The following is a 25,025-nucleotide window of genomic DNA, read 5'->3' on the forward strand; positions in this document are numbered from 1 at the left end:
GGCCGCCACCGCGCCCCACCTGCGCGGGAGGAGCGATCACGTCCGTCGTATGGACGCGCCGTGAAGGGAGTGGAAAGCTCGAAGGACCGCGGGCGTCGCCGGAGCCGCCACCGCACGCGGCCCTCGCGTGTCCGCGCCCACAGTGACCTCACCGTGCACGGGAGGCAGGATCATGGGCGACAAGGCGAACGCACACCCCGGGGCCGCCGGCAGGGCTACGGCGGCCGACCACCCCGCGTCCGTACGGAATGTGGTGCTGGTCGGCCACTCCGGTTCGGGCAAGACGACTCTGGTGGAGGCTCTCGCGCTGACCGCGGGAGCCGTCAACCGGGCGGGCCGCGTGGAGGACGGCGGCACCGTCTCCGACTACGACGAGATCGAGCACCGGCAGCAACGCTCGGTGCAGCTCTCCCTGGTACCCGTGGAATGGGGCGGGTACAAGGTCAATCTTCTGGACACCCCCGGATACGCCGACTTCGTCGGGGAACTCAGGGCCGGTCTGCGAGCGGCGGACGCGGCCCTCTTCGTCGTCTCGGCCTCCGACGGCGTCGACGGCTCGACCCGCATGGTGTGGGAGGAGTGCGCGGCGGTCGGCATGCCGCGGGCGATCGTGATCACGCATCTGGAGGCCGCGCGGGCGGACTTCGAGGAGATGACGCGGATCTGCGCGGAGACGTTCGGCGGGGAGGACCCCGATGCCGTGCTGCCGCTCTACCTGCCGCTGCACGGTCCGCAGGGCCCTGACGGACACGCGCCCGTGACCGGTCTGATCGGCCTGCTGTCGCAGAAGCTGTTCGACTACGCGTCCGGGGAGCGCAAGGAGTCCGAGCCGGGCCCCGAGCAGCTGCCGGGGATCGAGGAGGCACGCAACCGGCTCATCGAGGGGATCATCTCGGAGAGCGAGGACGAGACCCTCATGGACCGCTACCTCGGCGGCGAGGACATCGACGTCAAGACGCTCATCGACGATCTGGAGCGGGCCGTCGCCCGGGGTGTCTTCCACCCCGTGCTGGCCGCCGCGCCCGCCGCCGAGGGCGCCCGCCAGGGCATCGGCACCGTCGAACTGCTGGAACTGATCACCGGCGGGTTCCCGACCCCGCTGGAGCGCGAGGCCCCGTCGGTCACGACGCCGGACGGCAGGCCCCGTGAGATCGAGGCGGTCTGCGATCCGGACGGACCCCTGGTCGCCGAGGTCGTGAAGACCGCCAGCGACCCCTATGTGGGCCGTATCTCGCTGGTGCGGGTCTTCTCCGGGACGCTGCACCCCGACGAGACGGTGCACGTCTCCGGGCACGGGCTCGCCGACCGAGGACACGAGGACCACGACGTCGACGAGCGGATCGGCGCCCTGTCCGCACCGTTCGGCAAACAGCAGCGGGCGCTCACGCACTGCATAGCGGGAGATCTGGCGTGTGTGGCGAAGCTGAGCCGCGCGGAGACCGGCGACACCCTGTCGTCGAAGGACGACCCGCTGCTCATGGAGCCGTGGGAGATGCCCGACCCGCTGCTGCCGCTCGCCATCCAGGCGCACAGCAAGGCCGACGAGGACAAGCTCTCCCAGGGCCTGGCCCGGCTGGTCGCCGAGGACCCGACGATGCGGCTCGAACAGAACCAGGACACCCACCAGGTGGTGCTCTGGTGCCTGGGCGAGGCGCACGCCGACGTGGCGCTGGAGCGGCTACGCAACCGCTACGGCGTCCAGGTGGACGTCGTACCGCACAAGGTCTCCCTGCGGGAGACGTTCGCGGGCAGGTCGGCCGGGCGCGGCCGCCATGTGAAGCAGTCCGGCGGGCACGGGCAGTACGCGATCTGCGAGATCGACGTGGAGCCGCTGCCCGGCGGTTCGGGCATCGAGTTCGTGGACAAGGTCGTCGGCGGGGCCGTGCCCCGGCAGTTCATCCCGTCGGTCGAGAAGGGCGTGAGGGCGCAGGCAGCCAAGGGGGTCGCGGCCGGCTACCCGCTCATCGACGTACGGGTCACGCTGCGGGACGGCAAGGCACACTCGGTGGACTCCTCCGACGCGGCGTTCCAGACGGCGGGCGCGCTGGCGCTGCGCGAGGCGGCCGCCGACGCGAAGATCCATCTGCTGGAGCCGGTGGCCGAGGTGTCGGTCCTGGTCGGCGACGAGTACGTGGGCCCGGTCATGAGCGATCTGTCCGGACGGCGCGGCCGGGTCGTCGGCACGGAGCAGGCGGGCGGCGGACGCACCCTGGTGCGCGCCGAGGTCCCCGAGATCGAGATCGACCGGTACGCCGTCGATCTGCGCTCGCTCTCCCACGGCACCGCGCGTTTCGGCCGCCGCTACGCCCGGCACGAGCCGATGCCGCCGCAGGTGGCGGAGAGGCTTCGCGAACGGGCCGACGCGAACTGACGGTTCGGGATCGACGGAAGGGACTCCCCGCGCGTCGGCGGGCGGCTGCGGCCGTCCGCCGACGGGTGCCGACTGCCGCGGCCGCGCACGCGGGAGGGGAAGGCGGTGGGTTCCGTGAATGTCCGTTCTTCGCGCCGCGGGATGCCGGTCGCTGCGGATACGCTGATCACCTGATCGACAAGTGGGGCTCGATCAGGCCCGGATCGGGTGATGACCTGATCAACAGGTGTGCGGAGCACGGAAGTCGGGAAGAGCCGCAGGAGCGAGTGTGCGGCGATGGGGGCGGCGGTGGCGGACGAATTCGATTTCACTCCGGGGGCGCAGGTGCCGCTGACGGGCACCGCGGGACAGACGGCGGCGACGTACGCCCTCGCGTCCGCGGCCTACCGGGACAACGAGGTCGACGAGATCCTCAAGGCCAACAACGAGTGGCACAAGTCCACGGTGAAACCGGGCCGCAAGTGGGCGACCATCTTCCGGCCCAACCTCGGGGAGGCGTTCTCCCTCGCGGTGCGGGACAGGATGGTCGGCGCGGGCCGCAGCCCACTGATCCAGTCCTTCGGCATGGAGCCCCAGGTCGTGGTCGAGCACTGCCTGGCGGCGACCAACATCCGCCGCGAACGCGACAACTGGCTGTCGGCCGTGATGGTCCTGTGCGGGCTGCTCTTCCTGCCCGGCCTGCTGCTGTGGCTGCTGGTCTTCCAGATCCGCACGACGATCTCCAAGCGGGAGGACAAGCGGGCCGGTGCCCTCGGTACCACCCTGCTGGTCGCCGTGGGCGCCCTGGCCGTGATCTTCCTGCTCAGGATGCCGTTCGACGGTTTCTGGGCCTGGTACGCGCGGGCGTGCGTCGTACTGCCCGTGGTCGGCTGGTTCTGGGCCAAGCAGATCTGCGAGCGCACCGCCCAGGACCTGCGGGACCGCTGGTCCGGTCTGCTGTCCGGCGGCGGCATCGGCGCCAAGGTCCCCGAGGCCGTGCCCGGCAGCCCCGGTGAGACCAAGGCCGAGCAGCTGCGCAAGGAACTGGCCCGGCTCAGCGCCGAGCAGCGCTCCAACCTCGTCTTCTACGCCGGCCCCAAGGGCATCCTCGGCATGGGCACCCGGTGGGGCAGCTGGCAGCTCGCCGAGGACCTGGTGCCCGCCGACGCCGGCAAGGAGATCCACCCGTTCCGCAGCTGGGACGTCATACGCGCCATCCACGACCAGCTGCGCATGCTGGAGCGCACTCCGCTCAACACCGGTGGTTTCACGGCCCCGTCCATCAAGCACTGGATCGTCAGCCCGATCGGTGAGGGCGCCGGCGCCGTGGCACGGCCCGACGGCACCGACGTGGAGGCGTACCAGTACAAGACCCACGCCATACAGGAGATCTGCAACAAGCAGCACTTCGGCAGCGGCAACCGGCACTACCTGGGTGTCCAGTGGACTCTCTGGGACGGGCAGTTGATCATCACCATGCTGGTCACGGTCACGGTGCTGCACCACACGCTCCGCATCGAGGTGACCGGGCACGCCCTGGGGCCGGTGCACGGCCTGTTCACGACCGGACCGGCGGCCAAGGAGAAGGAAGTCCAGAAGTCCGTCAGGTTCTGGGAGACCCGCAAGGTCAAGCTCCCGCTCGTCGACGCCGACGAGGTCGTACGGCTCGCCGCGCGCGCCCCGCTGACCTGGTACCCGCCGCTGCTCAACTGGCTCGGCGGCTCCATCGGCCTGCCGGAGCCGTTCGGCCTGCGGCACGCGTGGGCCGACCAGCCGTGGCGGCACCGGTTCATGGCCGACGACGCGCTGCGCGCCGCGACGCCGGTGCTGCGCGTGGTGCACAACGCCGCGATCAAGGTGCTCCAGGAGAACGGCGTCGACACCGAGAAGTTCGGTTCGCGCGCCGGATTCCTCAGCGGTGCGGTGCAGGATCCCACGCCTCGGAAGGCGGACGTCTACGACGCGTGAGCGCTGCGCTGGCTTGGGCGGGCGCCTCATAGCTCGGGGGTGCGGGTTCGTCGGCGGGTGCGGGTCGTGTGTGGTTTCTCGCGCAGTTCCCCGCGCCCCTGAAAAGCGGCCGGGGCTGCGCCCCGTGCCTTTCCGGAAGGGCGGGCCGCAGGCCCGTTCCCTTCAGGGGCGCGGGGAACTGCGCGAACAACCCCCACCCGCCCGCAGACGCGCACGCGCCCTCACCGGGCAGATGAACAGGCGCCCCCACTCACACGCTGGGCCACGCCTCCGCCAGCATCTTCCTCGTGTCGGCCAGGAGCTGCGGCAGCACCTTCGTGTGGCCGACCACCGGCATGAAGTTCGTGTCGCCGCCCCAGCGGGGCACGACGTGCTGGTGGAGGTGGGCCGCGATGCCCGCACCGGCCACCGTGCCCTGGTTCATGCCGATGTTGAAGCCGTGCGCGCCGGAGGCGGTGCGCAGGGCGGTCATGGACTGCTTGGTGAGCTCGGCAAGCTCGGCGGTCTCCGGGACGGTGAGGTCCGTGTAGTCGGCGACGTGACGGTACGGCACGACCATGAGATGGCCGCCGTTGTACGGGTAGAGGTTGAGCACCGCGTACACGTGCTCCCCGCGCCTGATGATCAGGCCGTCCTCGTCGGATTTGGCCGGGATGGAGCAGAACGGGCAGCCGTCGTCGGCCCCCGGGCCGGTCGGCTTGTTCTCGCCCTGGATGTAGGCCATCCGGTGGGGCGTCCACAGGCGCTGGAACGCGTCCTGCGTTCCCACTCCGATCTGCTGTTCCGGCTCACTCGTCATGCAGTGCAGCATATGGCTTCGCCCGTTCGCGGCGTGTCGCCGGGTACGCGAGCGGAGGCCCCGGGGAGCCGATCCCCGGGGCCTCCTTCTCACACGCTCACGCGGTGGGGCGGATCACACCTGGACGCGGCGCTCCACCACGTCGGCGAGCTTCGCGAGCGCCTCCTCGCGCGGAATGCCGTTCTCCTGCGAGCCGTCCCGGTAGCGGAAGGACACCGTGCCCGCGTTCATGTCCTCGTCCCCCACGATGATCATGAACGGCACCTTCTGCTTCTGCGCGTTCCTGATCTTCTTCTGCATCCGGTCGGACGAGGAGTCGACCTCGACGCGCAGCCCCTGCCTCTTCGCCTCGGCGGCGAAGCTCTGCAGGTACTCGACGTGCGCGTCGCCGATCGGGATGCCGACCGCCTGGACGGGGGCCAGCCATGCCGGGAACGCTCCCGCGTAGTGCTCGAGGAGCACCGCGAAGAAGCGCTCGATGGAACCGAACAGCGCGCGGTGGATCATGACCGGGCGCTGCTTGGAGCCGTCCGGGCCGGTGTACTCCAGGTCGAAGCGCTCGGGCAGGTTGAAGTCGAGCTGCACCGTCGACATCTGCCAGGTACGGCCGATGGCGTCACGTGCCTGGACGGAGATCTTCGGACCGTAGAAGGCCGCGCCGCCCGGGTCCGGCACCAGCGGGAGGCCCTGCTTCTCGGCCACCTGCCGCAGCGTCTCGGTGGCCTCCTCCCACGCCTCGTCGGAGCCGACGAACTTCTCCGGGTCCTTGGTGGACAGCTCCAGGTAGAAGTCGGTGAGGCCGTAGTCCCGCAGGAGGTTCAGGACGAAGGTGAGCGTCTTGTCGAGCTCCTCCGCCATCTGCTCGCGGGTGCAGTAGATGTGGGCGTCGTCCTGGGTGAAGCCGCGGGCACGGGTCAGTCCGTGCACGACCCCGGACTTCTCGTACCGGTACACGGTGCCGAACTCGAAGAGACGCAGCGGCAGTTCGCGGTAGGAGCGGCCGCGCGCGTCGAAGATCAGGTTGTGCATCGGGCAGTTCATGGGCTTGAGGTAGTAGTCCACGCCCTCGTCGAGCTGCATGGGCGGGTACATGCCGTCGGCGTACCAGTCCAGGTGGCCCGAGACCTCGAAGAGCTTCCCCTTCGTGGCGTGCGGGGTGTAGACGAACTCGTAGCCCTCCTCCTCGTGGCGGCGCCGCGAGTAGTCCTCCATGACCCGGCGGATGATGCCGCCCTTGGGGTGGAAGACGGCGAGGCCGGAGCCGATCTCGTCCGGGATGGAGAACAGGTCCAGCTCGTTGCCCAGCTTGCGGTGGTCGCGCTTCTCGGCCTCGGCGAGGAAGTCGAGGTGCGCCTTCAGCTCCTCCTTGGAGGGCCAGGCGGTGCCGTAGATGCGCTGGAGCATCGGGTTCTTCTCGCTGCCGCGCCAGTACGCGGCGGCGTTGCGCATCAGCTTGAACGCCGGGATGTTCCGGGTGGTCGGCAGGTGCGGACCACGGCAGAGGTCCTTCCAGCACAGGTCACCGGTCTTGGCGTCCAGGTTGTCGTAGATCGTCAGCTCGCCGGCGCCGACCTCGACGTCCGCGCCGTCGTCCGAGGACGCCGAGCCCTTGAGGCCGATCAGCTCCAGCTTGTACGGCTCGTCCGCGAGTTCCTCGCGGGCGGCCTCGTCGGTCACGACGCGGCGGGAGAAGCGCTGACCGCGCTTCTGGATCTCCTGCATCTTCTTCTCGATGGCCTTGAGATCCTCGGGCGTGAACGGCTTCTCGACGTCGAAGTCGTAGTAGAACCCGTCCCTGACCGGCGGCCCGATGCCCAGCTTGGCCTCAGGGAACAGCTCCTGGACGGCCTGGGCCATGACGTGCGCGGTGGAGTGGCGCAGGATGCCCAGGCCGTCCTCGGAGGAGATGTCGACCCCCTCGACGGTCTCGCCGTCCTTCACCTCGTACGCGAGGTCCTTGAGCTCGCCGGCCACGCGGGCCGCGACGATGGCGCGCTCGCCGGCGAAGAGGTCGGCGGCCGTAGTGCCCGTCGTCACCACGCGCTCTTCCCGCTCGGAATCGCGTTGGATGATCACACGGACGTCTGACACCGGACTCTCCTGCCTGATGGATGAGCGCGCACGCGTCCGCGTACGCAGACAGGAATCGTACCGAGCCGGGGGTGCCCTCTGCGAAACGGTTATGTCCTCGGCGGTCCCCGGGCGTCCTCTGGGGCCGCCGACGGTCGCGGGCATTCCCGCCGCCCGCCGGTGGCGGGCCTCTCACTCGTCACCCGCCGCCACCGGCCCTCACTCGCCTCCGCACGCCTCCTCGAAGAACGCCGTGATCTCCGCCGTCTCCTGGAGCGATTTCATCAACCGGTCCCGTTCCGCCTCGTCGACCTCCACGGGGGCGACGCCACCCGCTCCGGTGAGCCGCCGGAAGCCGCCCCTGCTCTCCAGCCGTCCGTGGACCCGCACCGGCAGTCCCACGAGGTGGGCGTGCCCCGCGATCCGGTACGCCTCCTCGTCGAGGGTCATACGGACGTGCGGGACCTCGGCCCCGGCGAGGACGCGCAGCCGTACGGTCCCCTCGCCGCGCGCGGCCGATCGGCGCATCCGCACCACGGCCCCGGTGAGGCGGACCGGGATCGAGGGTTCCGCACGCAGATAGCGGGCCCCGGCCTCGCGCAGGACGGGCAGGTCGCCGGGCGAGAACTCGACGGGTTCGGGCGGAGCCGCCCCGCCCTCGGGGACCCCGGCGGCGGGAGCCCACTCGACGGCGACCCGGGCGCCCTCGGTGCCGCGGACGAGGGCGACGAGGGCCTCGGTGAGTTCATGGCTCACCCCGGCCTCCACAGCGCCGTCGAAGGCGTCCATGCCGCCGGTGGCGCGCTGGTAGTCGATGGCTTCCCGGGCGGCGTACAGGGCCTGTTGCAGGCGTACGGCGAGGGGACGGCCGGTGGCGACGGGCACGAAGGCGGTGAGGCTGCGGCCCCCGGGCGCGGCGCCGACGAGGACCCCGTCGAGCAGGGCGGCGGCGGGCAGGCGGTGGCGGGCGCCGTGGTAGCCGGCACGTGCGCGGGTGGCGAGCGCCGCCGCGAGGAGCATCTGGCGTGCGGCCGAGCGGAGTTGGTCCTCGACGACCCAGGAGGCGGTGCCCGCGGGCCCGGTCGGCACATCCCGCCACCAGCGGATCTCGTCGCTGGGCACGGCGAGGCCGAGCAGGACGTCGCGCGCGGCCGGCGATCCGCTGCGGTGGAGGGCCGTCAGGGCCTCGCCGAGCAGGTCGTCGCTGTCGGGGAAGGCCCGGTTCTCGGGGACGAGCAGGCTCATGCCGCTGCCGCCCGGACCCGGTGGGGTCCAGCGCCCGTACCGCCCTGCCGCTCCGCCGCGGCGCTGCCAGCCGTGCCTGAGCAGCAGGGCGCCGAGTACGGCGGGGTCGACCCGGGCGGGGTCGGGCGGCTGGGTCCGGACGGGTTCTGCGGGGTGCGCCCGTACGGGGCGCATGGGCTGGTCGATGGGCCCGTGGGTCACGGTCTGCCTCCCGTTCCGACCCGCGTCATGATCTCGCAGAGCGCTCGGTCGTCGAAGATGCGCGAGGTCGGTATGCGCACGGTCGTGCGCTGCCGGCCGGTGATCGGGTGTCCGGCGAGGTTGATCCAGTAGCAGCAGTGCCGCAGGTCGAGGCGGTCGTGGCCGGCCCGCAGCCACTGTTCCCGCGACCTCGGGACGATCATCACGACCAGGATCTTGTGCACCGTGACGGGGGTGCGGGCGAGCTTCGCCAGGTGGTCGTTGTCGAGCGTGAAGGAGAACGTGCGGCCGGAAGGGTTCGGGGCGACCTGGTACGTGGCTTTGAGCTGCACCTTGATGGTGACCTCGTCGTCGACCGTGTGGCCGGGTGAGCCGTGGCTGACGTGCCAGTCGATGCCGTTGTCCGGAAAGGGCTGCGACAGCGAGCAGCCGGCCGCGGCGGCCACCGCGTGCAGATAGCCCACCTGCAGTGTCTCCATGCAGGCGGTGGTGGCGAGGGAGCCGCGGTGTGACGCCGCGTGCTCGGGCAGCAGCCCGCCCCGCTCGGGCTGCGCTATGGCCATGACCAACAGCCTTCCCCTACAGGTCCTTCCCCGTGCCGAGCCCCTGAACTGCGCAGACCCGTACTTCTGTTGTCTCCTCCCGGCGTACGGCGCAAACAGCCCGGGTATCACCAAACGGGCAGAAGACGGGGCGTCAGCTGCTCTGGGTGAACGAGGAGTTGAGTGCGCATGACCTGTTGGTACGAGGGACCCTTGGCGGCGTTCGACACGGAGACCACGGGCGTGGACGTCGAGACCGACCGGATCGTGTCGGCCGCCGTCGTCGTCCAGGACGCGCCCGGCAGCCGCCCCCGGGTGACCCGGTGGCTGGTGAATCCGGGTGTACCGGTGCCGGCCGGGGCGACGGCGGTGCACGGCCTCACGGACGAACGGTTGCAGCGCGAGGGGCGCTGGCCGTCACCGGTGATGGAGGAGATAGCCAGGACGCTGGCCGAGCAGGCGACGCGCGGTCGCCCGCTGGTGGTGATGAACGCGCCGTTCGATCTGACTCTGCTGGACCGGGAGTTGAGGCGTCACCGCGCCTCGTCGCTCGACCGGTGGTTCGAGACGACGCCGTTGCGTGTGCTCGACCCCAGGGTGCTGGACAAGCACCTGGACCGCTACCGCAAGGGCCGGCGCACCCTGACCGATCTGTGCGCGCACTACGAGGTCGTACTGGACGGCGCGCATGACGCGGCGGCCGACGCACAGGCGGCGATGGACGTCGTACGGGCGGTGGGGCGGCGTTTCGCCACCAGGCTGGACCGCCTCTCCCCCGCCGAGCTGCACACCCTGCAGGCGGTGTGGCACGCGGCGCAGGCGCGTGGCCTGCAGGCGTGGTTCGCGCGCAGCGGCTCGAAGGAGGCGGTGGACCCGGCGTGGCCCCTGCGTCCGGGGCTGGCCGCGGCGGCGTGAGCGGGGCACCGCGGAGCCTGCGTGAGCGGGGAAACGAAGAACCGGCCCGACGCTGTCGGACCGGTTCTCCTCCGGGTGGGCGATACTGGGTTCGAACCAGTGACCTCTTCGGTGTGAACGAAGCGCTCTCCCACTGAGCTAATCGCCCGGGAACGCACTGAACAATACAGGTCCCGGCGGCTCTGGTTCAAACCGCTTGTCCGTGGGTCTCGAGGTAGGCGACGAGACCACGGCGTCCCGCCCGCATCATCAGCGCGTGGTTGGCGCGGAACAGGGGCCGGCCCGGCACGGCGAGCCATCGCATCAGGGGCTTGGTGACGTCGACCTCCTGGTCGTAGCGGGCGAGGGTGCCCGCCCCGTCGGCGGTGAGCGTCCAGCGGGCCCAGCCGTCCAGGTCCCCGCTCATCTCGGTCTCCAGGAGCCCGGCGGCCGGGTCGCTCCGTGTCTCGCGTGCCGTGAGGACGAGGTCGTAGGGCAGGACCGAGCGGATCCGGAGCGTGCCGGCGGTGCCGTCGAGCCGCGTCACCTCGCGCACCTGGGGCCACCAGCGCGGATAGTCCTCGGCCCGCTCAAGCACGTCGTACACGGTGGTGGGCGGCGCGGGCAGGGCCCAGAGGCTGTGGAAGCGGTAGTGGTACCAGTCCATGCTCGGATTGTGCCCGTACGGGGGCCGGAGTGGCTGGAACTGAGTACCGCGCTGAGTATGCGCACTCATGCCGTGCGGCGTGACCCGGACCACACTCCGAGCATGACGCATTTTCCGTCCCCGGCCGAGGAGTTGCGCTTCCTCGACACCGAGTTGCGGCAGCTCGACGCCCGCCGCGCCTTCCTGCTGACGCGCCGCGCCTGGCTGGTCAACGCGCTGTACGCCCAGGCTCCCGTGCCGCCCCGCCCGTCCGCGCGAGCGTCGGCCAGGGGTCCCGAGGCGACGGCGCCCGGTGTCCAGAATGTGCTGCTGCTCCTCGGCGGCGTCCTGCTGACCGTCGCGGCGGTCGCGTTCACCCTGGTCAGCTGGGGACACATGGGGATCGCCGGCCGGTCGCTGGTCCTCGGCGGGGTGACCTTCGCCGCCCTCGCCACGCCGGTGGCGCTGCTGCGGCGGGGGCTGCGCTCGACCGCGGAGGCGGTGGCCGGCCTCGGCCTGGCCTTGAGCGTGCTGGACGCCTACGCCCTGCACGAGGTCGTCTTCACGGGGACGGACGGCACGGGATTCGCGGCGGCCGCGTCGGCGGTCCTGGCCGCGACATGGGCGGTGTACGGCCTGGGTGTGAGCGCGGCGGCCCCTCCGGTTGCGCCGCCCGTCGCCGACGGTTCGCAGGAGCGTTCGCCCGCGCGTGACGCGCAGGGCCGCGTCTCGGCGGAGACGGGGCTGAAGCCTGCGCGCAGGGCGCTCGACCTGCCGCTCCCGCTTGCCCTGGTCGCCGCACAACTCCCCCTTTTGCTGTGGGTGTTGGCGCTGGGCGCGGGTGTGGAGACGGTCACGGCCGCGGTGCTGGTGACCGCCGCGGCCGACAGCGCGGTCGCGCTCCGGGCACGTGTGACGCCGGTCCGGATCGTCGGCCTGGTGGGCGCGCTCGGCTGGGGTGCCTGGGGTGTTCTGGCAGCCGGGTGGCTCTCGTGGGACGCCGCGGGCCCGAGCGCCGCCGTCCGTGCGGCGGCGCTCCTCGGCCTCGCCGCCGCGACCGCCCTGGCCGCCGCCCGGCTGTCCCCGAAGTCGGGCCCGGCCGTCGGCGCCGCCCTGACCGGCGGCCTGCTCGCGGTCGCGGCGCTCGGCGGCGTCCTGCGGGCCGCGCTGCCGGACGAGTGGACGGTCCCCGGCTATCTGCTGTGCGGTGTCCTCCTGCCGGCGGCCGTACGTACCCGCGTGCCGGAGCCCGTGCGGCGCGGTCTCGTCCTGGCCTCCGCCGCCGTCCAGGCCCTCACTACGGTCACCGCCCTCCCGGCCGTCGCCGTCGCCCTGCTGGGCCCGGTCGGCCGGATCGAGCGGATCTGGTCCGGAGCGCCCGCCGACGCTCGTGCGGCGGTGACGGCGGGCGCGCCGTGGCCGCCGGTCACCGCGACGGTCCCGCTCGTCCTGGCCGTGGTCGCCGGGGTGCTCGCCCTGTCCTGGCGTACGACGTCATGGCGCACCCCCGCCGTGGTCGGCGCGCTCGTCCTCGGCTGGGCGGCGGCCCTGGTGCTCCCGCCGGTGCTGGAACTCCCCTACGCGGCCGGGCTGGTGGTCCAGGGCGCTCTTGCGGTGGCCGCGCTGGTGGTGGCGGCGCGGGTACGGCCGACGGACGGCGCGGGCCTCCGGGCTCCGCTCCCCCTCACGGCCGCCCTGCTGGCCCTCGTCACCTCGGTGAACCTGGCGCTGACGGCGCTCGCCACCGAGCCGGCGACGCTGGCCGTGCTCGCCGCCTCGACCGTCCTGTTCGCCCTCGCCGCGTGGCGCACGGACCTCGGTCCGCTCACCGCGCCCGCCGCGCTCGTCCACGGCACCGCGCTGGTCTGCGCCGTCGGCGCGTCCGTCGGCTGGGAGCCGCGGCACACCGCCCTGCTGGTCGTCGCGGTGCCGGCCGCCGCGGCCCTGCTCGCGGCGCGCCTCGGCGCCTCCCCCATGACCGTCCCGGTCGAGGCCACCGGCGCCGCGGCGGGCCTTCTGGCCGTCGTCCTCTCCGTCACCGACGCACCCATGCTGGCCCTGACCCTCGCGCTCTGCGGGATCATCGCTGCGGGCACGGCCGTACGCCCGGACCGGCGGAACGCCGGCCACGCGGCGGCCGCGCTCCTGGTGATGGCCGGTTGGGTGCGCCTGGCGGCCTGGGAGGTCGAGGCCCCGGAGGCGTACACGCTCCCGGTGACCATCCCGGCGCTGGCCGTCGGCCTCCTCCGGCGCCGTCGTGACCCGGCGGCCTCGTCCTGGACGGCGTACGGTCCGGGCCTCGCGGCCACGCTCCTGCCGAGCCTCGCGGCGGCCTGGGGCGACGCGCACTGGTTGCGCCCGCTGCTGCTCGGCACGGCGGCGCTGGCCCTCACGTTCGCCGGAGCCCGCCACCGCCTCCAGGCGCCTCTCCTGCTGGGCGGAGCCGCCCTCACCCTGGTCACCCTGCACGAACTGGCCCCGTACATCGCCCAGGTGGTGGACGCCCTCCCCCGCTGGGTGCCTCCCGCCCTGGCCGGCCTGGTCCTGCTCGCGTCGGGTGCCACGTACGAGCAGCGCCTGCGCGACGCACGACGCGTGCGGGACGTCTTCGGGAGGATGACCTGACGACCCGAGGCTCCTCAGGTGGCAGCGCCCCCTGAGGCGCGCGGGGAACTGCGGGTCCGCCGCTGCGGACCCGCAGTTCCCCACCCCCGGGGCGCCCCCGCCCCCCGGGGCTCTCGGCGAAGCGTCACGGCATCTTGTCGCCCACCAGCGCCAGGTTCTGAATGGCCGCCAGCCCGTACAGCGCCGTCGCGTTGGTGGACACCCACGCGGCCTCGCTGCCCGGGACCAGACCGGTCGGGCCCTCCACCTTCTTCGTGGACCAGTCGGTCGACTCCTTGTAGTCCCAGGTGTCGGCGCTGTTGTAGAACTGCCGCCACGCACGGGCCGCGAGCCTGTCGTCCTGCAACTGCACGGCGGCGTAGGCGTCCTGCCGCGAGTGCCCCTGGAAGAGCAGCAGGTTGCCGAAGTTGGAGCCGTAGCGGGCGGCCTGCTCGGCCTTGGTCGCGTTGAAGTAGCGGCAGTAGTCCAGCCACGCCTCCTTGAACGCGGGCATGTCGATCTGGTCGATGAGTTCCGCGCACATCTCGACCAGGCCGAACATCGCCGAGAGGTGGGAGACCCCGACGACGGGCCGGTCCGCGACGGCGAACTTCCCGGTGTCCAGGTCGTACAGCCCGGTGCCCTGGACGAAGCCGTTGGGCTGGGCGGCGATGGTCTCCATGGTCGACAGGACGCGCGCCCTGGCCTTCTCCCACTTCGGCCCGCGCCGCTCCCATTCGGTCAGCCACGCGGATACCAGGCCCGACCAGTCCGTGCCGAAGCCGATCGACAGGGCGTTGCGGTCGGGTGTGTACGGCTCGGTGCGGATCTTGCGGATGGGGTCGAGGACGAGGAACGTCTCGTCGGAGTCGACGTTGGCGTGCATGAGGTCGCCGACGCGTTCGTCGGCGGTGAGGAAGTAGTAGTAGCGGCGGTAGGTGGTGTTGGCGATGCGCTGCTGCTTGGCGCTGTCCGCGTAGTGCTGGACGCCGTGGCGGGTGCCGAGGCCGGCCCACTTGCCGAGGTGGTAGACGTCGACCTCGCCGGTGTGGCGGGTCATGGCCTCGGCGAAGCGGAAGATGTCGGCGCGGCCGGAGCGCATGTAGGCGAACCAGAGCCACAGGTCGGGCGAGAGCTCGGAGTTGTCCCAGGCGTAGCCGCCGACGTCGTAGCACCACTGGTGGCGGCTCGGATCGTAGCTGTGCATGATGTCGCCGTAGTCCCAGAAGCCGTACCAACGGCGCATCTCCACCTGGTCCTTGTAGTAGGTGAAGAGGAAGTCGAGGTGGTCCTCGATCTTCGCCTTGGCGGCGGTGGAGCGGTCCGGCCGGGAGAACAGCTTGCCGAAGACACCGGCCTTGATCAGCTGCTTGGGCGGCGCGGCCAGCTGCGGGGGCGTGCGGAGGGCCTCGACCTGCTTGGCCAGGTCGTCGGCGGCGGGCGTCGACTCGTGGGCCCAGAAGAGGAGTTCGCTGGTGCGGGCGATGCCGTAGGGGGTGCCGAAGCCGGGCTCGTAGTCCTCGTAGGTGATGTTGAGGCCTTCGAGCTGCTCGGGGTAGGTGTCCTGGCCCATGCCGTCGTGGTAGAAGCGCAGGTCCATGGGCTGGGCCTCGGGAGACCAGAGCCACATGGTGACCTCTGCCTCGTCGGTGTGGGCGTCCCGGATGTCGAGCTGCGCGGGGAACTTCTCCCAGAAGTCCCTGAGGCCGACGGCGAATCCGCCGCTCGCCCCGCCGACGTACCCGAAGCCGCTCGCCCGCCGGCCGCCGCCCGCGGGGATCCAGCCGTGGCCCTTCTTCGTCCGCTTGCGGACCGAGAAGCCGTCGGCGGAGAGCTGGGAGAGGGTGTAGTCGCCCCATTCGGGGATGTACTGCAGGCGGGTGGTGACCCGCTGGTCCCAGGTCGACGGGTCGGGCAGCTTCTTGCCCTCGAACTGGGCGGTGCGTACGGCCGAGCCGGGGTCGCGGCGCAGTCCGGTGACGCCCTTGACGGCCTCGCGGAGCAGACCGGTGCCCTCGCCTCCGATGCGGATGTGCCGGTCGTACGCGGCGTCGCGCATCGGGACCTTGAAACGGACGCCGATACCGCGGATGAAGTCGCCGCTCGCCTTCCCGGGTTCCTGGGTGCCGTCGAAGGTGATGGTGTGGATCATGCGGAACGATTCGGCGCCCGCGTAGAAGTAGAGCCGGATCGAGAAGGGAAGCCAGCTGCGGCTGCCCTTGCGGTGCTTGCCGTCGATGCGCACCACGGCGCGGACGGGCCCCTCCTGCTCGACCACGGCCTCGTCGATGACGCTCTCGAAGCGCTCGTACTTGACCGTGCCCTGGTCGCCGTCCTCGATCTCGGGCTGGCGCAGCAGGACGAGTCGGCCGGTGCGGGCGACCTCGGTGGAGCCGCGCAGCACCGACTTGACGAGGGTGGAGCCGCTCTTGCCGATCCTGGCGGTGATGACGCCGGTCGACACGTCGATGGTGCCGCCGCGCTTGTCGACGGTGACCTTCTTCGCCGGGGCGGCGGGGGTGCCCGCGGTCAGGGTGAGCTTGCCGGAGCCCGCGCCGGCGCCGACCGCGTGGGCGGTCCACTTCAGGGAGCCGTCGGGCCAGTAGCCGATCGGCCAGGACTGGACGGGGACCTCCTTGCCGTCCTCGTCCTTCAGGGAGAACGACTGTTCCTTCTCGTACGCGCCCTTCGGCCAGGGCACACCCACGGTGGAGCCGGGCGCGGCGCCGAGGCCGCCCTCCTCCAGCCAGTCCAGGGTGACCGGGTCCGCCTCCGCGGCCTCGGCTCGGGGTGCCGCCTGGGCTGCCGTACTCCCTAGCGCCCAGCTGAACTGCGTGGCGGCTCCGGCGACGGCGGCCGCCTTGAGCAGGGACCTGCGGTCGATGGGGGACATGGCCTTTCCTTTCCGAACGGGAGGTCTTGCGTGCGGGGTGGTCAGGGGCATGACAGAGCAACGTGCGGCGCCCGGAGCGCCGACCTTGTGCGAGGAACCGCGTCCGGTCAGCGGCGGCGCCGGTACCGCTCCTCCACGGCGAGGGCCGCCGCCGCGACGGCCCCGAGGACCGGGACCGCCAGCGGGGCGACGAACCAGGCGGAGCAGGCCACCACGGCCAGTCCGCCGACGACGAGGAAGGACCCGGCGGGGTCGAGCACCGTCCGGCGACCGGCAGCCCCGAGCAGGGTCCGCCAGGCGGCACCGGGCTCCCAGACCGCCGCCGCGCGCAGCATCGTGACGGCGGCGCCGATCAGCGCGAGCACGCCGACGGCGCCGACCAGCGGCCCGCCCGGGATGCCGGCGCGTACGGCCTGGACGTCGACCCACACCGCCGCGCACGCCGCCCAGCCGGCGAGCCCGACGAGCCACCCGCCGCACAGGGCCGCCCGGAAGTCGGCCACGAACTCGCGCAGACCGCCGCCCACGTGGGCGGTGCGGCGGCGCAGGTGCCGGGAACCGGCGGCGAACGCCGCGGGATACGTCACCAGCGGCAGCGCGGCCGCCGCGATCCACACCCCGGTGAGCAGGCACTCGGCGAACAACGCGAACCGTTCGGCGAGCGGGGACTCCTCGCGGGGCTTGGCGGCTTTCGCCCGGACCTGGGCCATGATCGGTTCACCTCAGCCCTTCAGCCCGGACGTGGCCATGCCGTCGATCAGATAGCGCTGGAAGGCGAGGAAGAAGGCGAGCACCGGCAGCAGGGCCACCAGCGACATCGCGATCATGCCGCCGTAGTTGGCCACGGCATCCTGGTCCACGAACATCTTCAGACCGAGCGAGACCGTGTACTTCTCGGGATCGCTCAGATAGATCAGCGGGCCCATGAAGTCGTTCCAGGCGTTGATGAAGGTGAAGATCGCACTGGTGATGAGCGCGGGCCGGGACAGCGGCAGCACGATCGACCAGTAGATCCGGAAGTGCCCGCAGCCGTCGAGGCGGGCGGCCTCGTCGAGTTCCCTGGGCAGGTTCCGCATGAACTGCACCATCAGAAAGACGAAGAACGCCTCCGTGGCCAGGTACTTCGGCAGCAGCAGCGGAGTGTTGGTGTCGATCATGTCCATGTTGCGGAACAGCACGTACTGCGGGATCAGCAGCACGTGGTACGGCAACAGGAGCGTGCCGATCATCAGCGTGAACAGCAGGTTCCGGCCCGCGAACTTGATCTTCGCGAATGCGTACGCCGTGAGTGAGCAGGACACCAGGATGCCGATCACCGAACCCACGGCGATGGTGAGCGAGTTGACGAAGAACGTGGAGATCGGGATGTCGGCGATGCCGTCGGAGAGCCGGGTGTAGTTGGAGACGATCGGGTCGCTCGGGAACAGGTCGAGGCTGCCGACGATGTCGTCGCTGTTCTTGAACGAGCCCCCGACGACCCAGATCACGGGATAGAGGATCACCGCGAGGATCAACACGGAGCCGATGTGCCAGGCGAGGGAGCCGGGCAGCCTGCGCCGGAGGGCGCCCCCCTTCGCGGACGGGGCCGGGGTGACCTCGGTGGCCTGTGCGCTCATCAGGCACCCTCCTCGTAGTGCACCCAGCGCTTCTGGGACCAGAACAGCACGGCCGTCACCAGGGCGACCGCGACCAGCAGCACCCAGGCCATGGCGGAGGCCAGCCCCATCCGGCTGTTCTCGAAGCCCTGGACGTACAGATAACAGGTGTAGACCATCGAGCCGTCGGCCGGACCGCAGGCGTTGCTTCCGGCGCCGCCGCCGACGATGTACGCCGAGCTGAAGATCTGGAAGGAGTGGATCGTCTCCAGCAGGACGTTGAAGAACAGGACCGGGGAGATCATCGGCAGGGTGATGTTCCAGAACCGCCGGAACGTACCCGCCCCGTCGACCTCGGCGGCCTCGTACAGCTCGCGCGGAACCTGCTTGAGACCGGCGAGGAAGATCACCATCGGGGCACCGAACTGCCAGACGGTGAGCGCCACCAGGCTGTAGATGATCAGGTCCGGGTCACCGGCCCAGCCGCCGGCGTCGATCCCGAAGAGCTTCTGCGTACGGTCGACGATGGCGTCGTCCGAGAAGATCGCCTTCCATACGATCGCGATGGAGACGCTCGCCCCGATCAGTGACGGCGCGTAGAAGGCGGCCCGGTAGAAGGCCTGTCCGCGCCGCTTCTGGGCCAGCAGCAGCGCCACGCCGAGGGCGGCGATCAGCTTGATCGGCGTACCGACGGCGACATACCAGAGCGTCACCTTCACCGAGTTCTGCCAGCGCGGATCGGCGAACATCTCGGAGAAGTTGTCGAGGCCGATCCACCGGGGCGCGTCGAACAGGTTGTAGTCGGTGAAGGCGAAGTAGAGCGAGGCGGCCATCGGGCCCGCTGTCAGCAGCAGGAACCCGGCGATCCACGGGGACATGAAGAGATAGCCGGCCAGGGTCTCCCGGCGGCCCCGCCGCTTGAGTGCGGCGGGGCGCGGAGACCGGTCCGGACGGTGCCGCGGCTCGGAGTCCTCGGTCAGGTCCTCCATCGCAGGGGCGTGGGTCACGGCGGTTCCCATCAGCTGCCGAGAGCCGTCTTCGACTCGGTGAAGAACTGCTTGACGGCGTCGTCGACCGACCGCTTGCCCAGGGCGAGTTCCTCGGCGATGCGCATGAAGCCGGACTCGCAGATGTCAGCACCGTTCGGATGCGGGGTGATGGGCTCCAGGACGCCTGCCTCGACGAGGGACTCCTCGTACTCGGCGATGGCCTTGTTCACCGGGTCGGTCGGCTTGAACGCGTCGTACTGGGCCTGCGTCGCGGGAACACCGCGGTCGTAACCCATGATCTCGGCGACCCCGGGCTCGTGCACCATGAAGTTGATGAACTGCGCGACTTCCTTGGGGTGCCGGGTGCGCCTGGACGCGCTGAGCATGAGGGAGCCCAGGTACTGGCCGGTCTTCCTGCCGTCGGTGGTCGGGATGGGGGCCAGCCCGTACTCGCTCTTGCCCTCGGAGGTGTAGCGGACGGTGAAGTTGTCCCAGGTGAACTCACCGGCGGCGAGTTCGGCGGCGACGGCCGACTTGGGCTTTGTCTGGGCGACCTTCTTGGGGTCCGCGTAGATGCCCTCCTCGAGGCCCTTCGCCGCCTTCGTCCACCACTCCTTCAGGTCCGCCTCCGTGAAGCCGAGCCCGTCCTCGGTGAAGAACGCCTTGCCGTTCTGGCGGAGGTAGAGGTCGTAGAGGTACATGACGCCGTACATGCCGCTGTCGCCGGCGCGTCCCGCCTTGTCGCGGATCTTCTTCATCGCCGCGTCGAAGTCGTCCCACGTCCAGCCCTGTTCGGGCTTCACACCCGACTTGGTGTAGACGGGCTTGTCGATCACCAGGGCCATCGAGTTGGAACCGACCGGGATCCCGAGCAGCTTTCCGTCGACCTCGCCGAACTTCTCCAGACCCGCCCGGAAACCGTCCAGAGAGAGATTGCCCGCCTCGACCTGTGCGCTGAGATCGAGCAGCACGTTCTTCGCATCGTATTTCCGCAGAAAGCCGATGGCATTCTGGAAGACATCCGGCGGATTTCCACCGGAGGCCTGGGTGTTGAACTTCTTCCAGAAGTCGGGATAGGTCTGGAAGTCGGTCTTCACCTTGATCTTCGGGTACTTCTTCTCGAAAAGCGCGATGGTCTTCTTGATGCGCTCCGCCCGGTCCTCGGCACCCCACCAGGCGTAACGGATCGTCACCGTCCCGTCCCCCGACCCGCTGCCGCCGCCGCAGGCCGTGGCCGTCGCCCCGAGCCCCGCGACGGCCAGTGAGGCTCCGGCCGCCTTGAGGATAGTCCGCCTCTCAACATTCTTGTCCTGGTGCATGGTTGAGCCTCCCCGCGACGTTGCGTTCGCCTCATGAATCGTTTCAAGTAAGCGCTTGCTGGCACAAGGTACGGAGAGCCTCAGGAGACGTCAATGATTCGGACAGGAATTGATGGAAAGCGGAGGGCCCACCGGGCCGGGCCCACAGACAGCCCTGGTGACCGATCGTCAAGTGAACGCGCAGGTGGGAGAGTTGTGATCGGCCGGTCGCACGTGAGACGAGCGGTCGGCCGGAGTCAGAGTGAGCCCGAAAGGGGTCAGGGGGTGCCGCGCCGGGACGAGCCGATCGCGGCTGCCGGCTTCACGATCTGACCGAGGGTGAGCGGACGGACGAGCAGCGGCGGGGGGCGGTCGGGATGTGTGGGGGGGTCGGAAACGGCCAGTCGCCGGAGAGCGGAAGAGGGCTTGGGCTGGGTGGAGTGAGAGCTTCCGGCCGCCGAACGAGGGCGTCGCCGGTTGGCTCTCAGAGCTCCGAACAAGAGTGGAGTCCGATCGGCTCGCGGCGTCTGGTGCGTGCGATCGCAAGGCGCCGGAAGCTCCTTGTAGCGGGGCCACCAGGGGCTTCGGCAACGCGGCGAGCGTGCATGCCAGGCGTCGCGAGCCGGGCTCCACTCTTGTTCGGAGCTCCCAGCGGGTCAGGGTGGCGGTCGGGGCGGGAGTGACGGGGGTGTTCACGGGCGTACCGGCGACCAGGGCGGCGCCTGGACGCCAAGCCGCCCACCAGCGCCTTGAACAGCGGTTTTCTCCGACCTCGAAAACGCAGGCACCGGCCCCGCGGCGGGATGGGAGGCGCCCGCGGGGTGGACCCCGGAGAGGGCACTCGACGGCTGAGGCCGACCCCGTGGGATGCACCGGGGCGTCGTACAGGCCGACGAGAAGGTCACCGAGGGCGCCGGACCCCCGACGGATCCCGCTGGGCGGCCATGCCCGGCCTTCGACGCCCGACCGCCGGGAGACCGTGCTCGGCGCTCGGGAGGAGATGTCCGGGCCACGGGCACCACGCCCCCCTGACCATCCCGGTGAAGGGATCGAGCCGGCCCACGCCGCCCGCACACGCGGGACGACCCGGTCCACGGAATCCGTGAACCGGGTCGTCTCGGCCGGTGGGCGATACTGGGTTCGAACCAGTGACCTCTTCGGTGTGAACGAAGCGCTCTCCCACTGAGCTAATCGCCCGGGCGCAGGCAGAACATTACCCCATGTCAGGGGGTGCCTCGGACGCGGTGCGGACGTCGGCCGGCGGCCCGTCCCGCAGCTACTGGTTCTTGATCTTCCAGGGCATCTCGAAGCCGAACTTCCAGAGGTAGACCCCGACGATGACGGCCACGATCACCAGGCCGATCGTCGTCAGGATGAGGTTGCGGCGCCGGACCCTGGGGTCGAGGGCACGCTGGGTGGCCTCGGTGACCTTCCGCTTGGTCCAGCGAAGAACCAGTTGGGCCCAAACGAATTCGGTGGCCCAGATCGCCATGCCGCCGAAGATCACGACCCAGCCGGGTCCCGGGAGGGGAAGCATGATCACGCCCGCCACGACCACCGCGAGCCCGATGATGAAGACGGCCACCTGCCAGCTCAGGTGCAGCATCCGGCGCGCCTTGACGAATTCCGGCGCACGAGATCCGAGCGGCGCTTCCTTCTTCGCCACATCGGCCTCACTGTTCGCTGCGTTCGTCTCGCCCCGCGCACCGTCGGCCGCCATCGCGACCTCCCCCGTTCCGTTACTCCCCGTGTCCATACGGCCAAACCCTACCCGAGAGAAACCCGTCACCGGAATGGTCGAACCGGGTGAAGACGACCTCGGCCGGATGAGCTACCAAAAGCGACGCAAAACTCCCAGAGGGGTTTACAACGGCACCGTAGGTGGCATGTCGATTTCGCCGACGTGCGAATCCCCGAGCGCACACTGAGCGAAAGGCCTTGGCGCTTATGAACACCACGGTCAGCTGCGAGCTGCACCTGCGCCTCGTTGTGTCGAGCGAGTCCTCACTGCCTGTTCCCGCGGGACTGCGGTATGACACGGCCGATCCCTACGCCGTGCACGCCACCTTCCACACCGGAGCCGAGGAAACGGTCGAATGGGTGTTCGCCCGCGACCTCCTCGCCGAGGGCCTCCACCGGCCCACCGGCACCGGCGACGTCCGTGTCTGGCCGTCGCGCAGTCATGGTCAGGGCGTCGTCTGCATCGCCCTGAGCTCTCCCGAGGGCGAGGCACTGCTCGAAGCCCCGGCGCGGGCTCTGGAGTCCTTCCTGAAGCGCACAGACGCCGCCGTGCCGCCCGGCACGGAACATCGGCACTTCGACCTCGATCAGGAGCTCTCGCACATCCTGGCGGAGAGCTAGGCCGAGAACCCACACAGAGCCGCCCGGCGCCGTCCACTCGGGGAGACGGCTCGGGCCCAGACAACCGCATACGGCTCAGGCCGGCCGATCGACGCCGTCGCAGCGGGGCTCCGCGCGGCGGCGTCCGCATGTGTCCGTGACGGAGCGCAGTCGGACGGACCGCATCGGGCACCCCGGCCGGGCCGGCGGGACCCTGTCTGACCACGTCCCCCACGGTTTCCCGGGCTCTGGGCCGGTCCGTCCCGTCTGGAGAGCCGTTACCATCGGCCAGCATCGGCGGGCGGCTGCCCGACCCTCGCAGGCCAGGGAGCGAAACGTGTTGATCACCCACGACACCCGGTGTGCCCTCGACACCGTGGTGGATCTGGTGAACACCGCACCGGAGAACGACACGGCGACGGACGGGCTCACGGATGTCGCGTCGCTCGACGACTTCGTACGGAACCACGAGGTCAGCGATGTCGGCGCGCTGTCGGAGTTCGATCTCGCCGCCGTGCGGAAGGTGCGCGGCAGGTTCGCCGAGGTCTTCTCGGCGCCGGACGCCGGATCGGCCGCCACGGTCATCAACGACCTCGTCGCCGCTGCGGGCACCACGCCCCGGCTCACGAACCACGACGGCTACGACTGGCATGTGCACTACTTCGCGCCGGGGGCGTCGGTCGCCGACCATCTCGCGGCCGACTGCGGCATGGCGCTGGCCTTCTTCGTCGTCGCGGGGGAACAGGAACGGCTGCGTCGCTGCGAGGCCCCGGACTGCCGGCGCGCCTTCGTCGACCTCTCCCGCAACCGCTCGCGCCGCTACTGCGACAGCCGCACCTGCGGAAACCGTCTGCACGTGGCCGCCTACCGGGCGCGCCGCAAGGAGGCTGCGGGCTGAGGGGAACGCCGCCTCGTGGTGGGTGCCGGGGGCTGACGGAGCCCTCGACGGGTGACGTCAGGGGCTCCGTTTACGGCTCAGAGCATCAGCAGGTCGTGCAGTGACGCCATGAGCAGCAGGCAGCCGATCACCGCTAGGAAGATCATCAGCGGTGGCTGGGAGAGTGCGAAGAGACAGCCTCGCCGCTCCTCGGGTGGGGCGGTGGTGTCGCTCTGTTCTGTATCCAGCATCTCGACGCGATGATGACGCAGCGAGGACCCTTCGCGCGATCAACCAACCCCGAATGACGGAGAGTTCGCCAATATCCACAAGGTCCGGAGCGATCGTGATCACTTCGGCGTCACTGGTCGACCTAGTGTGTCGTTTCAGTCTGGTGGGGTCCGGTGGGTGAAGGACCGGCGCTCAGATGCCGTGCTTCTTCAGGATCGCCTCGATGTCGCTGAAGTCGTCCGCGGCGGACGCGCCCGGGCTCGTGGGCCGGGACCCGGTGGACGGGCGGCTCGCCGGGCGCGCGGAGCCCCCCGGTGAGGGCGCGGGGGACGCCGGGGCTATCGCCTCGGTGCGGGACGCCTTGCCCGCCTTGCGTTCCTTGCCGGTGTCCCCCCGGCGCCGCTCCACGGCACGCGTGGCCATGAAGAGGAACCAGGCGGCGCCCAGCACTCCGAAGCCGGCCCACGCGGTCGGGCTGAACGCGGTGTCCGCCGCCCATTCGACGACTCCGGTCATCACCAGCCCCATGGGCACGAGCGCATAGGCGGCGATGCGCGTCGCTCTGAGGAACCGCTTCCGGTACGCCGTGATCGCGGCGATGCCCAAACCGGCCGCTGAGACGGCGGCGCAAACTGTCTCGGCAATCATCCGGTCCTCCAAGGCGCGGCGCGGTCGGGCGGGGTCGGTCCGTCCCTTCCATCCTGCACCGCTCCACGCCCGATATGCCATGGTCCGGGGAGACCTCAGGGACATCTCCGGGTCGTCTCGGGGTCGCCCACCGCCGAATCCGGCCCCGAGGCGCGTGGCGGAGCATGCCCGGGAAGTCGCCCGGCCCCGAGGCGCGTGGCCGGGCATGCCCGGGAAGTCGGCCGATCCCGGGCCGGGGCGGCCGGGCCGGTGTGAAACCGGCCGATTGGGCCGGTGCGGTCCCGGGCTGGAAGACTGGCCCCATGAGCGACTCCTCCCCCGTACCGCCCGCCGTCGTCCTGGACGTCTGGTGCGAACTCCAGTGTCCCGACTGCCGTGAGGCCCTCGACGACATCAGGACGCTGCGGGCCCGCTACGGCGAGCGGCTCGACATCCGGCTGCGGCACTTCCCGCTGGAGAAGCACAAGCACGCCTTCGCCGCCGCACAGGCCGCCGAGGAGGCCGCGGAGCAGGGGCAGGCGTGGCCGTACGTCGAGGCGGTGCTGGGCCGGGTGGAGGAGCTGGACCGCGCCGGGGAGCCGTTCCTGTTGGCGGTGGCCCGTGAACTGGGTCTGGACGCCGAGGAGTTCGACACCGCTCTGATCGACGGCCGGCACATCCTGATCGTGGACGCCGACCAGGCCGAGGGCAAGGCGATCGGCGTGACCGGCACCCCGACGTACGTCATCGGCGGCGAGCGCCTCGACGGCGGAAAGAGCCAGGAAGGGCTCCGCGAGCGCATCGAGGAGATCGCCGACCGGCTGCTGGCCGGGAACGCCTGACAAGCGGCGCCGCG

20 protein-coding genes and 2 tRNA genes are annotated in these 25,025 nt (G+C 70.8%); 7 read left to right on the plus strand and 15 right to left on the minus strand.

Translation table 11 applies throughout. The annotated features are described in order from the left end of the window. Positions 1–172: 172 nt before the first annotated feature. Together AC067N_RS27190 and AC067N_RS27195 are read left to right on the plus strand one after the other, a co-directional pair. Entirely contained in the window at positions 173–2,371 is a 2,199-nt protein-coding gene (locus AC067N_RS27190) for an elongation factor G-like protein EF-G2 (RefSeq protein ID WP_478681508.1), read from the plus strand. 276 nt (positions 2,372–2,647) lie between these two features. Further along, positions 2,648–4,318 carry a hypothetical protein gene (locus AC067N_RS27195; RefSeq protein ID WP_478681509.1) on the plus strand — a complete coding sequence of 557 codons (1,671 nt, stop codon included), beginning with the start codon at positions 2,648–2,650 and terminating at the stop codon, positions 4,316–4,318. A 250-nt stretch (positions 4,319–4,568) separates the two neighbouring features. Here the strand turns inward: AC067N_RS27195 and AC067N_RS27200 are convergent, their stop codons facing one another. The 4 genes from AC067N_RS27200 to AC067N_RS27215 all read right to left on the minus strand — a co-directional run bounded on the left by AC067N_RS27200 (position 4,569) and on the right by AC067N_RS27215 (position 9,196). Further along, entirely contained in the window at positions 4,569–5,129 is a 561-nt protein-coding gene (locus AC067N_RS27200) for an HIT family protein (RefSeq protein WP_478681510.1), read from the minus strand. 102 nt (positions 5,130–5,231) lie between these two features. Next, positions 5,232–7,208: a threonine--tRNA ligase gene (thrS, locus tag AC067N_RS27205; protein WP_478681511.1), complete on the minus strand. Its 1,977-nt coding sequence runs from the start codon at positions 7,206–7,208 to the stop codon at positions 5,232–5,234. A 198-nt stretch (positions 7,209–7,406) separates the two neighbouring features. Then, positions 7,407–8,606, minus strand: a complete 1,200-nt coding sequence (locus AC067N_RS27210; RefSeq protein WP_478681546.1) for a hypothetical protein — start codon at positions 8,604–8,606, stop codon at positions 7,407–7,409. Between the two features lie 23 nt (positions 8,607–8,629). Then, on the minus strand, positions 8,630–9,196 hold the full coding sequence (locus AC067N_RS27215) for a DUF4365 domain-containing protein (protein ID WP_478681512.1): 567 nt from the start codon (positions 9,194–9,196) through the stop codon (positions 8,630–8,632). A 168-nt stretch (positions 9,197–9,364) separates the two neighbouring features. Between AC067N_RS27215 and AC067N_RS27220 the strand changes: the two genes are divergently transcribed. Next, positions 9,365–10,090: an exonuclease domain-containing protein gene (locus AC067N_RS27220; protein ID WP_478681513.1), complete on the plus strand. Its 726-nt coding sequence runs from the start codon at positions 9,365–9,367 to the stop codon at positions 10,088–10,090. A gap of 76 nt (positions 10,091–10,166) precedes the next feature. Here AC067N_RS27220 and AC067N_RS27225 read toward each other — a convergent pair. Beyond that, a tRNA-Val gene (locus AC067N_RS27225) sits at positions 10,167–10,238 on the minus strand. Positions 10,239–10,277: 39 nt separating this feature from the next. Further along, the gene (locus AC067N_RS27230) at positions 10,278–10,736 is read right to left on the minus strand and encodes an SRPBCC family protein (protein WP_478681514.1); all 459 of its coding nucleotides are present in this window, start codon (positions 10,734–10,736) and stop codon (positions 10,278–10,280) included. Positions 10,737–10,838: 102 nt separating this feature from the next. On the opposite strand from AC067N_RS27230, the gene AC067N_RS27235 reads away from it, so the two are divergent. Beyond that, on the plus strand, positions 10,839–13,340 hold the full coding sequence (locus AC067N_RS27235) for an SCO7613 C-terminal domain-containing membrane protein (RefSeq protein ID WP_478681515.1): 2,502 nt from the start codon (positions 10,839–10,841) through the stop codon (positions 13,338–13,340). 124 nt (positions 13,341–13,464) lie between these two features. Here AC067N_RS27235 and AC067N_RS27240 read toward each other — a convergent pair whose 3' ends face one another. The 7 genes from AC067N_RS27240 to AC067N_RS27270 all read right to left on the minus strand — a co-directional run bounded on the left by AC067N_RS27240 (position 13,465) and on the right by AC067N_RS27270 (position 21,850). Then, entirely contained in the window at positions 13,465–16,212 is a 2,748-nt protein-coding gene (locus tag AC067N_RS27240) for an exo-rhamnogalacturonan lyase family protein (protein ID WP_478681516.1), read from the minus strand. A gap of 107 nt (positions 16,213–16,319) precedes the next feature. Next, positions 16,320–16,922 carry a hypothetical protein gene (locus tag AC067N_RS27245; protein WP_478681517.1) on the minus strand — a complete coding sequence of 201 codons (603 nt, stop codon included), beginning with the start codon at positions 16,920–16,922 and terminating at the stop codon, positions 16,320–16,322. Positions 16,923–16,934: 12 nt separating this feature from the next. Next, complete coding sequence (locus AC067N_RS27250; protein WP_478681518.1) at positions 16,935–17,828, minus strand: carbohydrate ABC transporter permease; 894 nt, start codon at positions 17,826–17,828, stop codon at positions 16,935–16,937. Beyond that, positions 17,828–18,826 (minus strand): carbohydrate ABC transporter permease, encoded by a 999-nt coding sequence (locus AC067N_RS27255; protein WP_478681519.1) that lies wholly within the window; start codon positions 18,824–18,826, stop codon positions 17,828–17,830. The genes AC067N_RS27250 and AC067N_RS27255 overlap by 1 nt, the downstream gene beginning before the upstream one ends. Continuing rightward, entirely contained in the window at positions 18,826–20,115 is a 1,290-nt protein-coding gene (locus AC067N_RS27260) for an ABC transporter substrate-binding protein (RefSeq protein ID WP_478681520.1), read from the minus strand. The genes AC067N_RS27255 and AC067N_RS27260 overlap by 1 nt, the downstream gene beginning before the upstream one ends. A 1,104-nt stretch (positions 20,116–21,219) precedes the next feature. Beyond that, a tRNA-Val gene (locus tag AC067N_RS27265) sits at positions 21,220–21,291 on the minus strand. Between the two features lie 79 nt (positions 21,292–21,370). Beyond that, the gene (locus AC067N_RS27270) at positions 21,371–21,850 is read right to left on the minus strand and encodes a TIGR02611 family protein (protein ID WP_478681521.1); all 480 of its coding nucleotides are present in this window, start codon (positions 21,848–21,850) and stop codon (positions 21,371–21,373) included. 191 nt (positions 21,851–22,041) lie between these two features. Here AC067N_RS27270 and AC067N_RS27275 point away from each other — a divergent pair, with 191 nt between their 5' ends. Together AC067N_RS27275 and AC067N_RS27280 are read left to right on the plus strand one after the other, a co-directional pair. Continuing rightward, a complete protein-coding gene (locus AC067N_RS27275) occupies positions 22,042–22,455 on the plus strand; it encodes an SsgA family sporulation/cell division regulator (protein WP_004002642.1) in 414 nt (137 codons plus the stop codon). Positions 22,456–22,771: 316 nt separating this feature from the next. Beyond that, on the plus strand, positions 22,772–23,332 hold the full coding sequence (locus tag AC067N_RS27280; RefSeq protein WP_478681522.1) for a CGNR zinc finger domain-containing protein: 561 nt from the start codon (positions 22,772–22,774) through the stop codon (positions 23,330–23,332). 77 nt (positions 23,333–23,409) lie between these two features. Here the strand turns inward: AC067N_RS27280 and AC067N_RS27285 are convergent, their stop codons facing one another. Continuing rightward, positions 23,410–23,562, minus strand: coding sequence for a hypothetical protein (locus AC067N_RS27285; RefSeq protein ID WP_468076801.1), 153 nt, complete (start codon positions 23,560–23,562; stop codon positions 23,410–23,412). A 172-nt stretch (positions 23,563–23,734) separates the two neighbouring features. Then, a complete protein-coding gene (locus tag AC067N_RS27290; RefSeq protein ID WP_478681523.1) occupies positions 23,735–24,190 on the minus strand; it encodes a hypothetical protein in 456 nt (151 codons plus the stop codon). A gap of 302 nt (positions 24,191–24,492) precedes the next feature. Here AC067N_RS27290 and AC067N_RS27295 point away from each other — a divergent pair, with 302 nt between their 5' ends. Continuing rightward, positions 24,493–25,011 (plus strand): DsbA family protein, encoded by a 519-nt coding sequence (locus tag AC067N_RS27295; RefSeq protein WP_478681524.1) that lies wholly within the window; start codon positions 24,493–24,495, stop codon positions 25,009–25,011. The last annotated feature ends 14 nt before the right edge of the window (positions 25,012–25,025 follow it).

The organism is Streptomyces sp. NPDC042364, assembly GCF_056437585.1.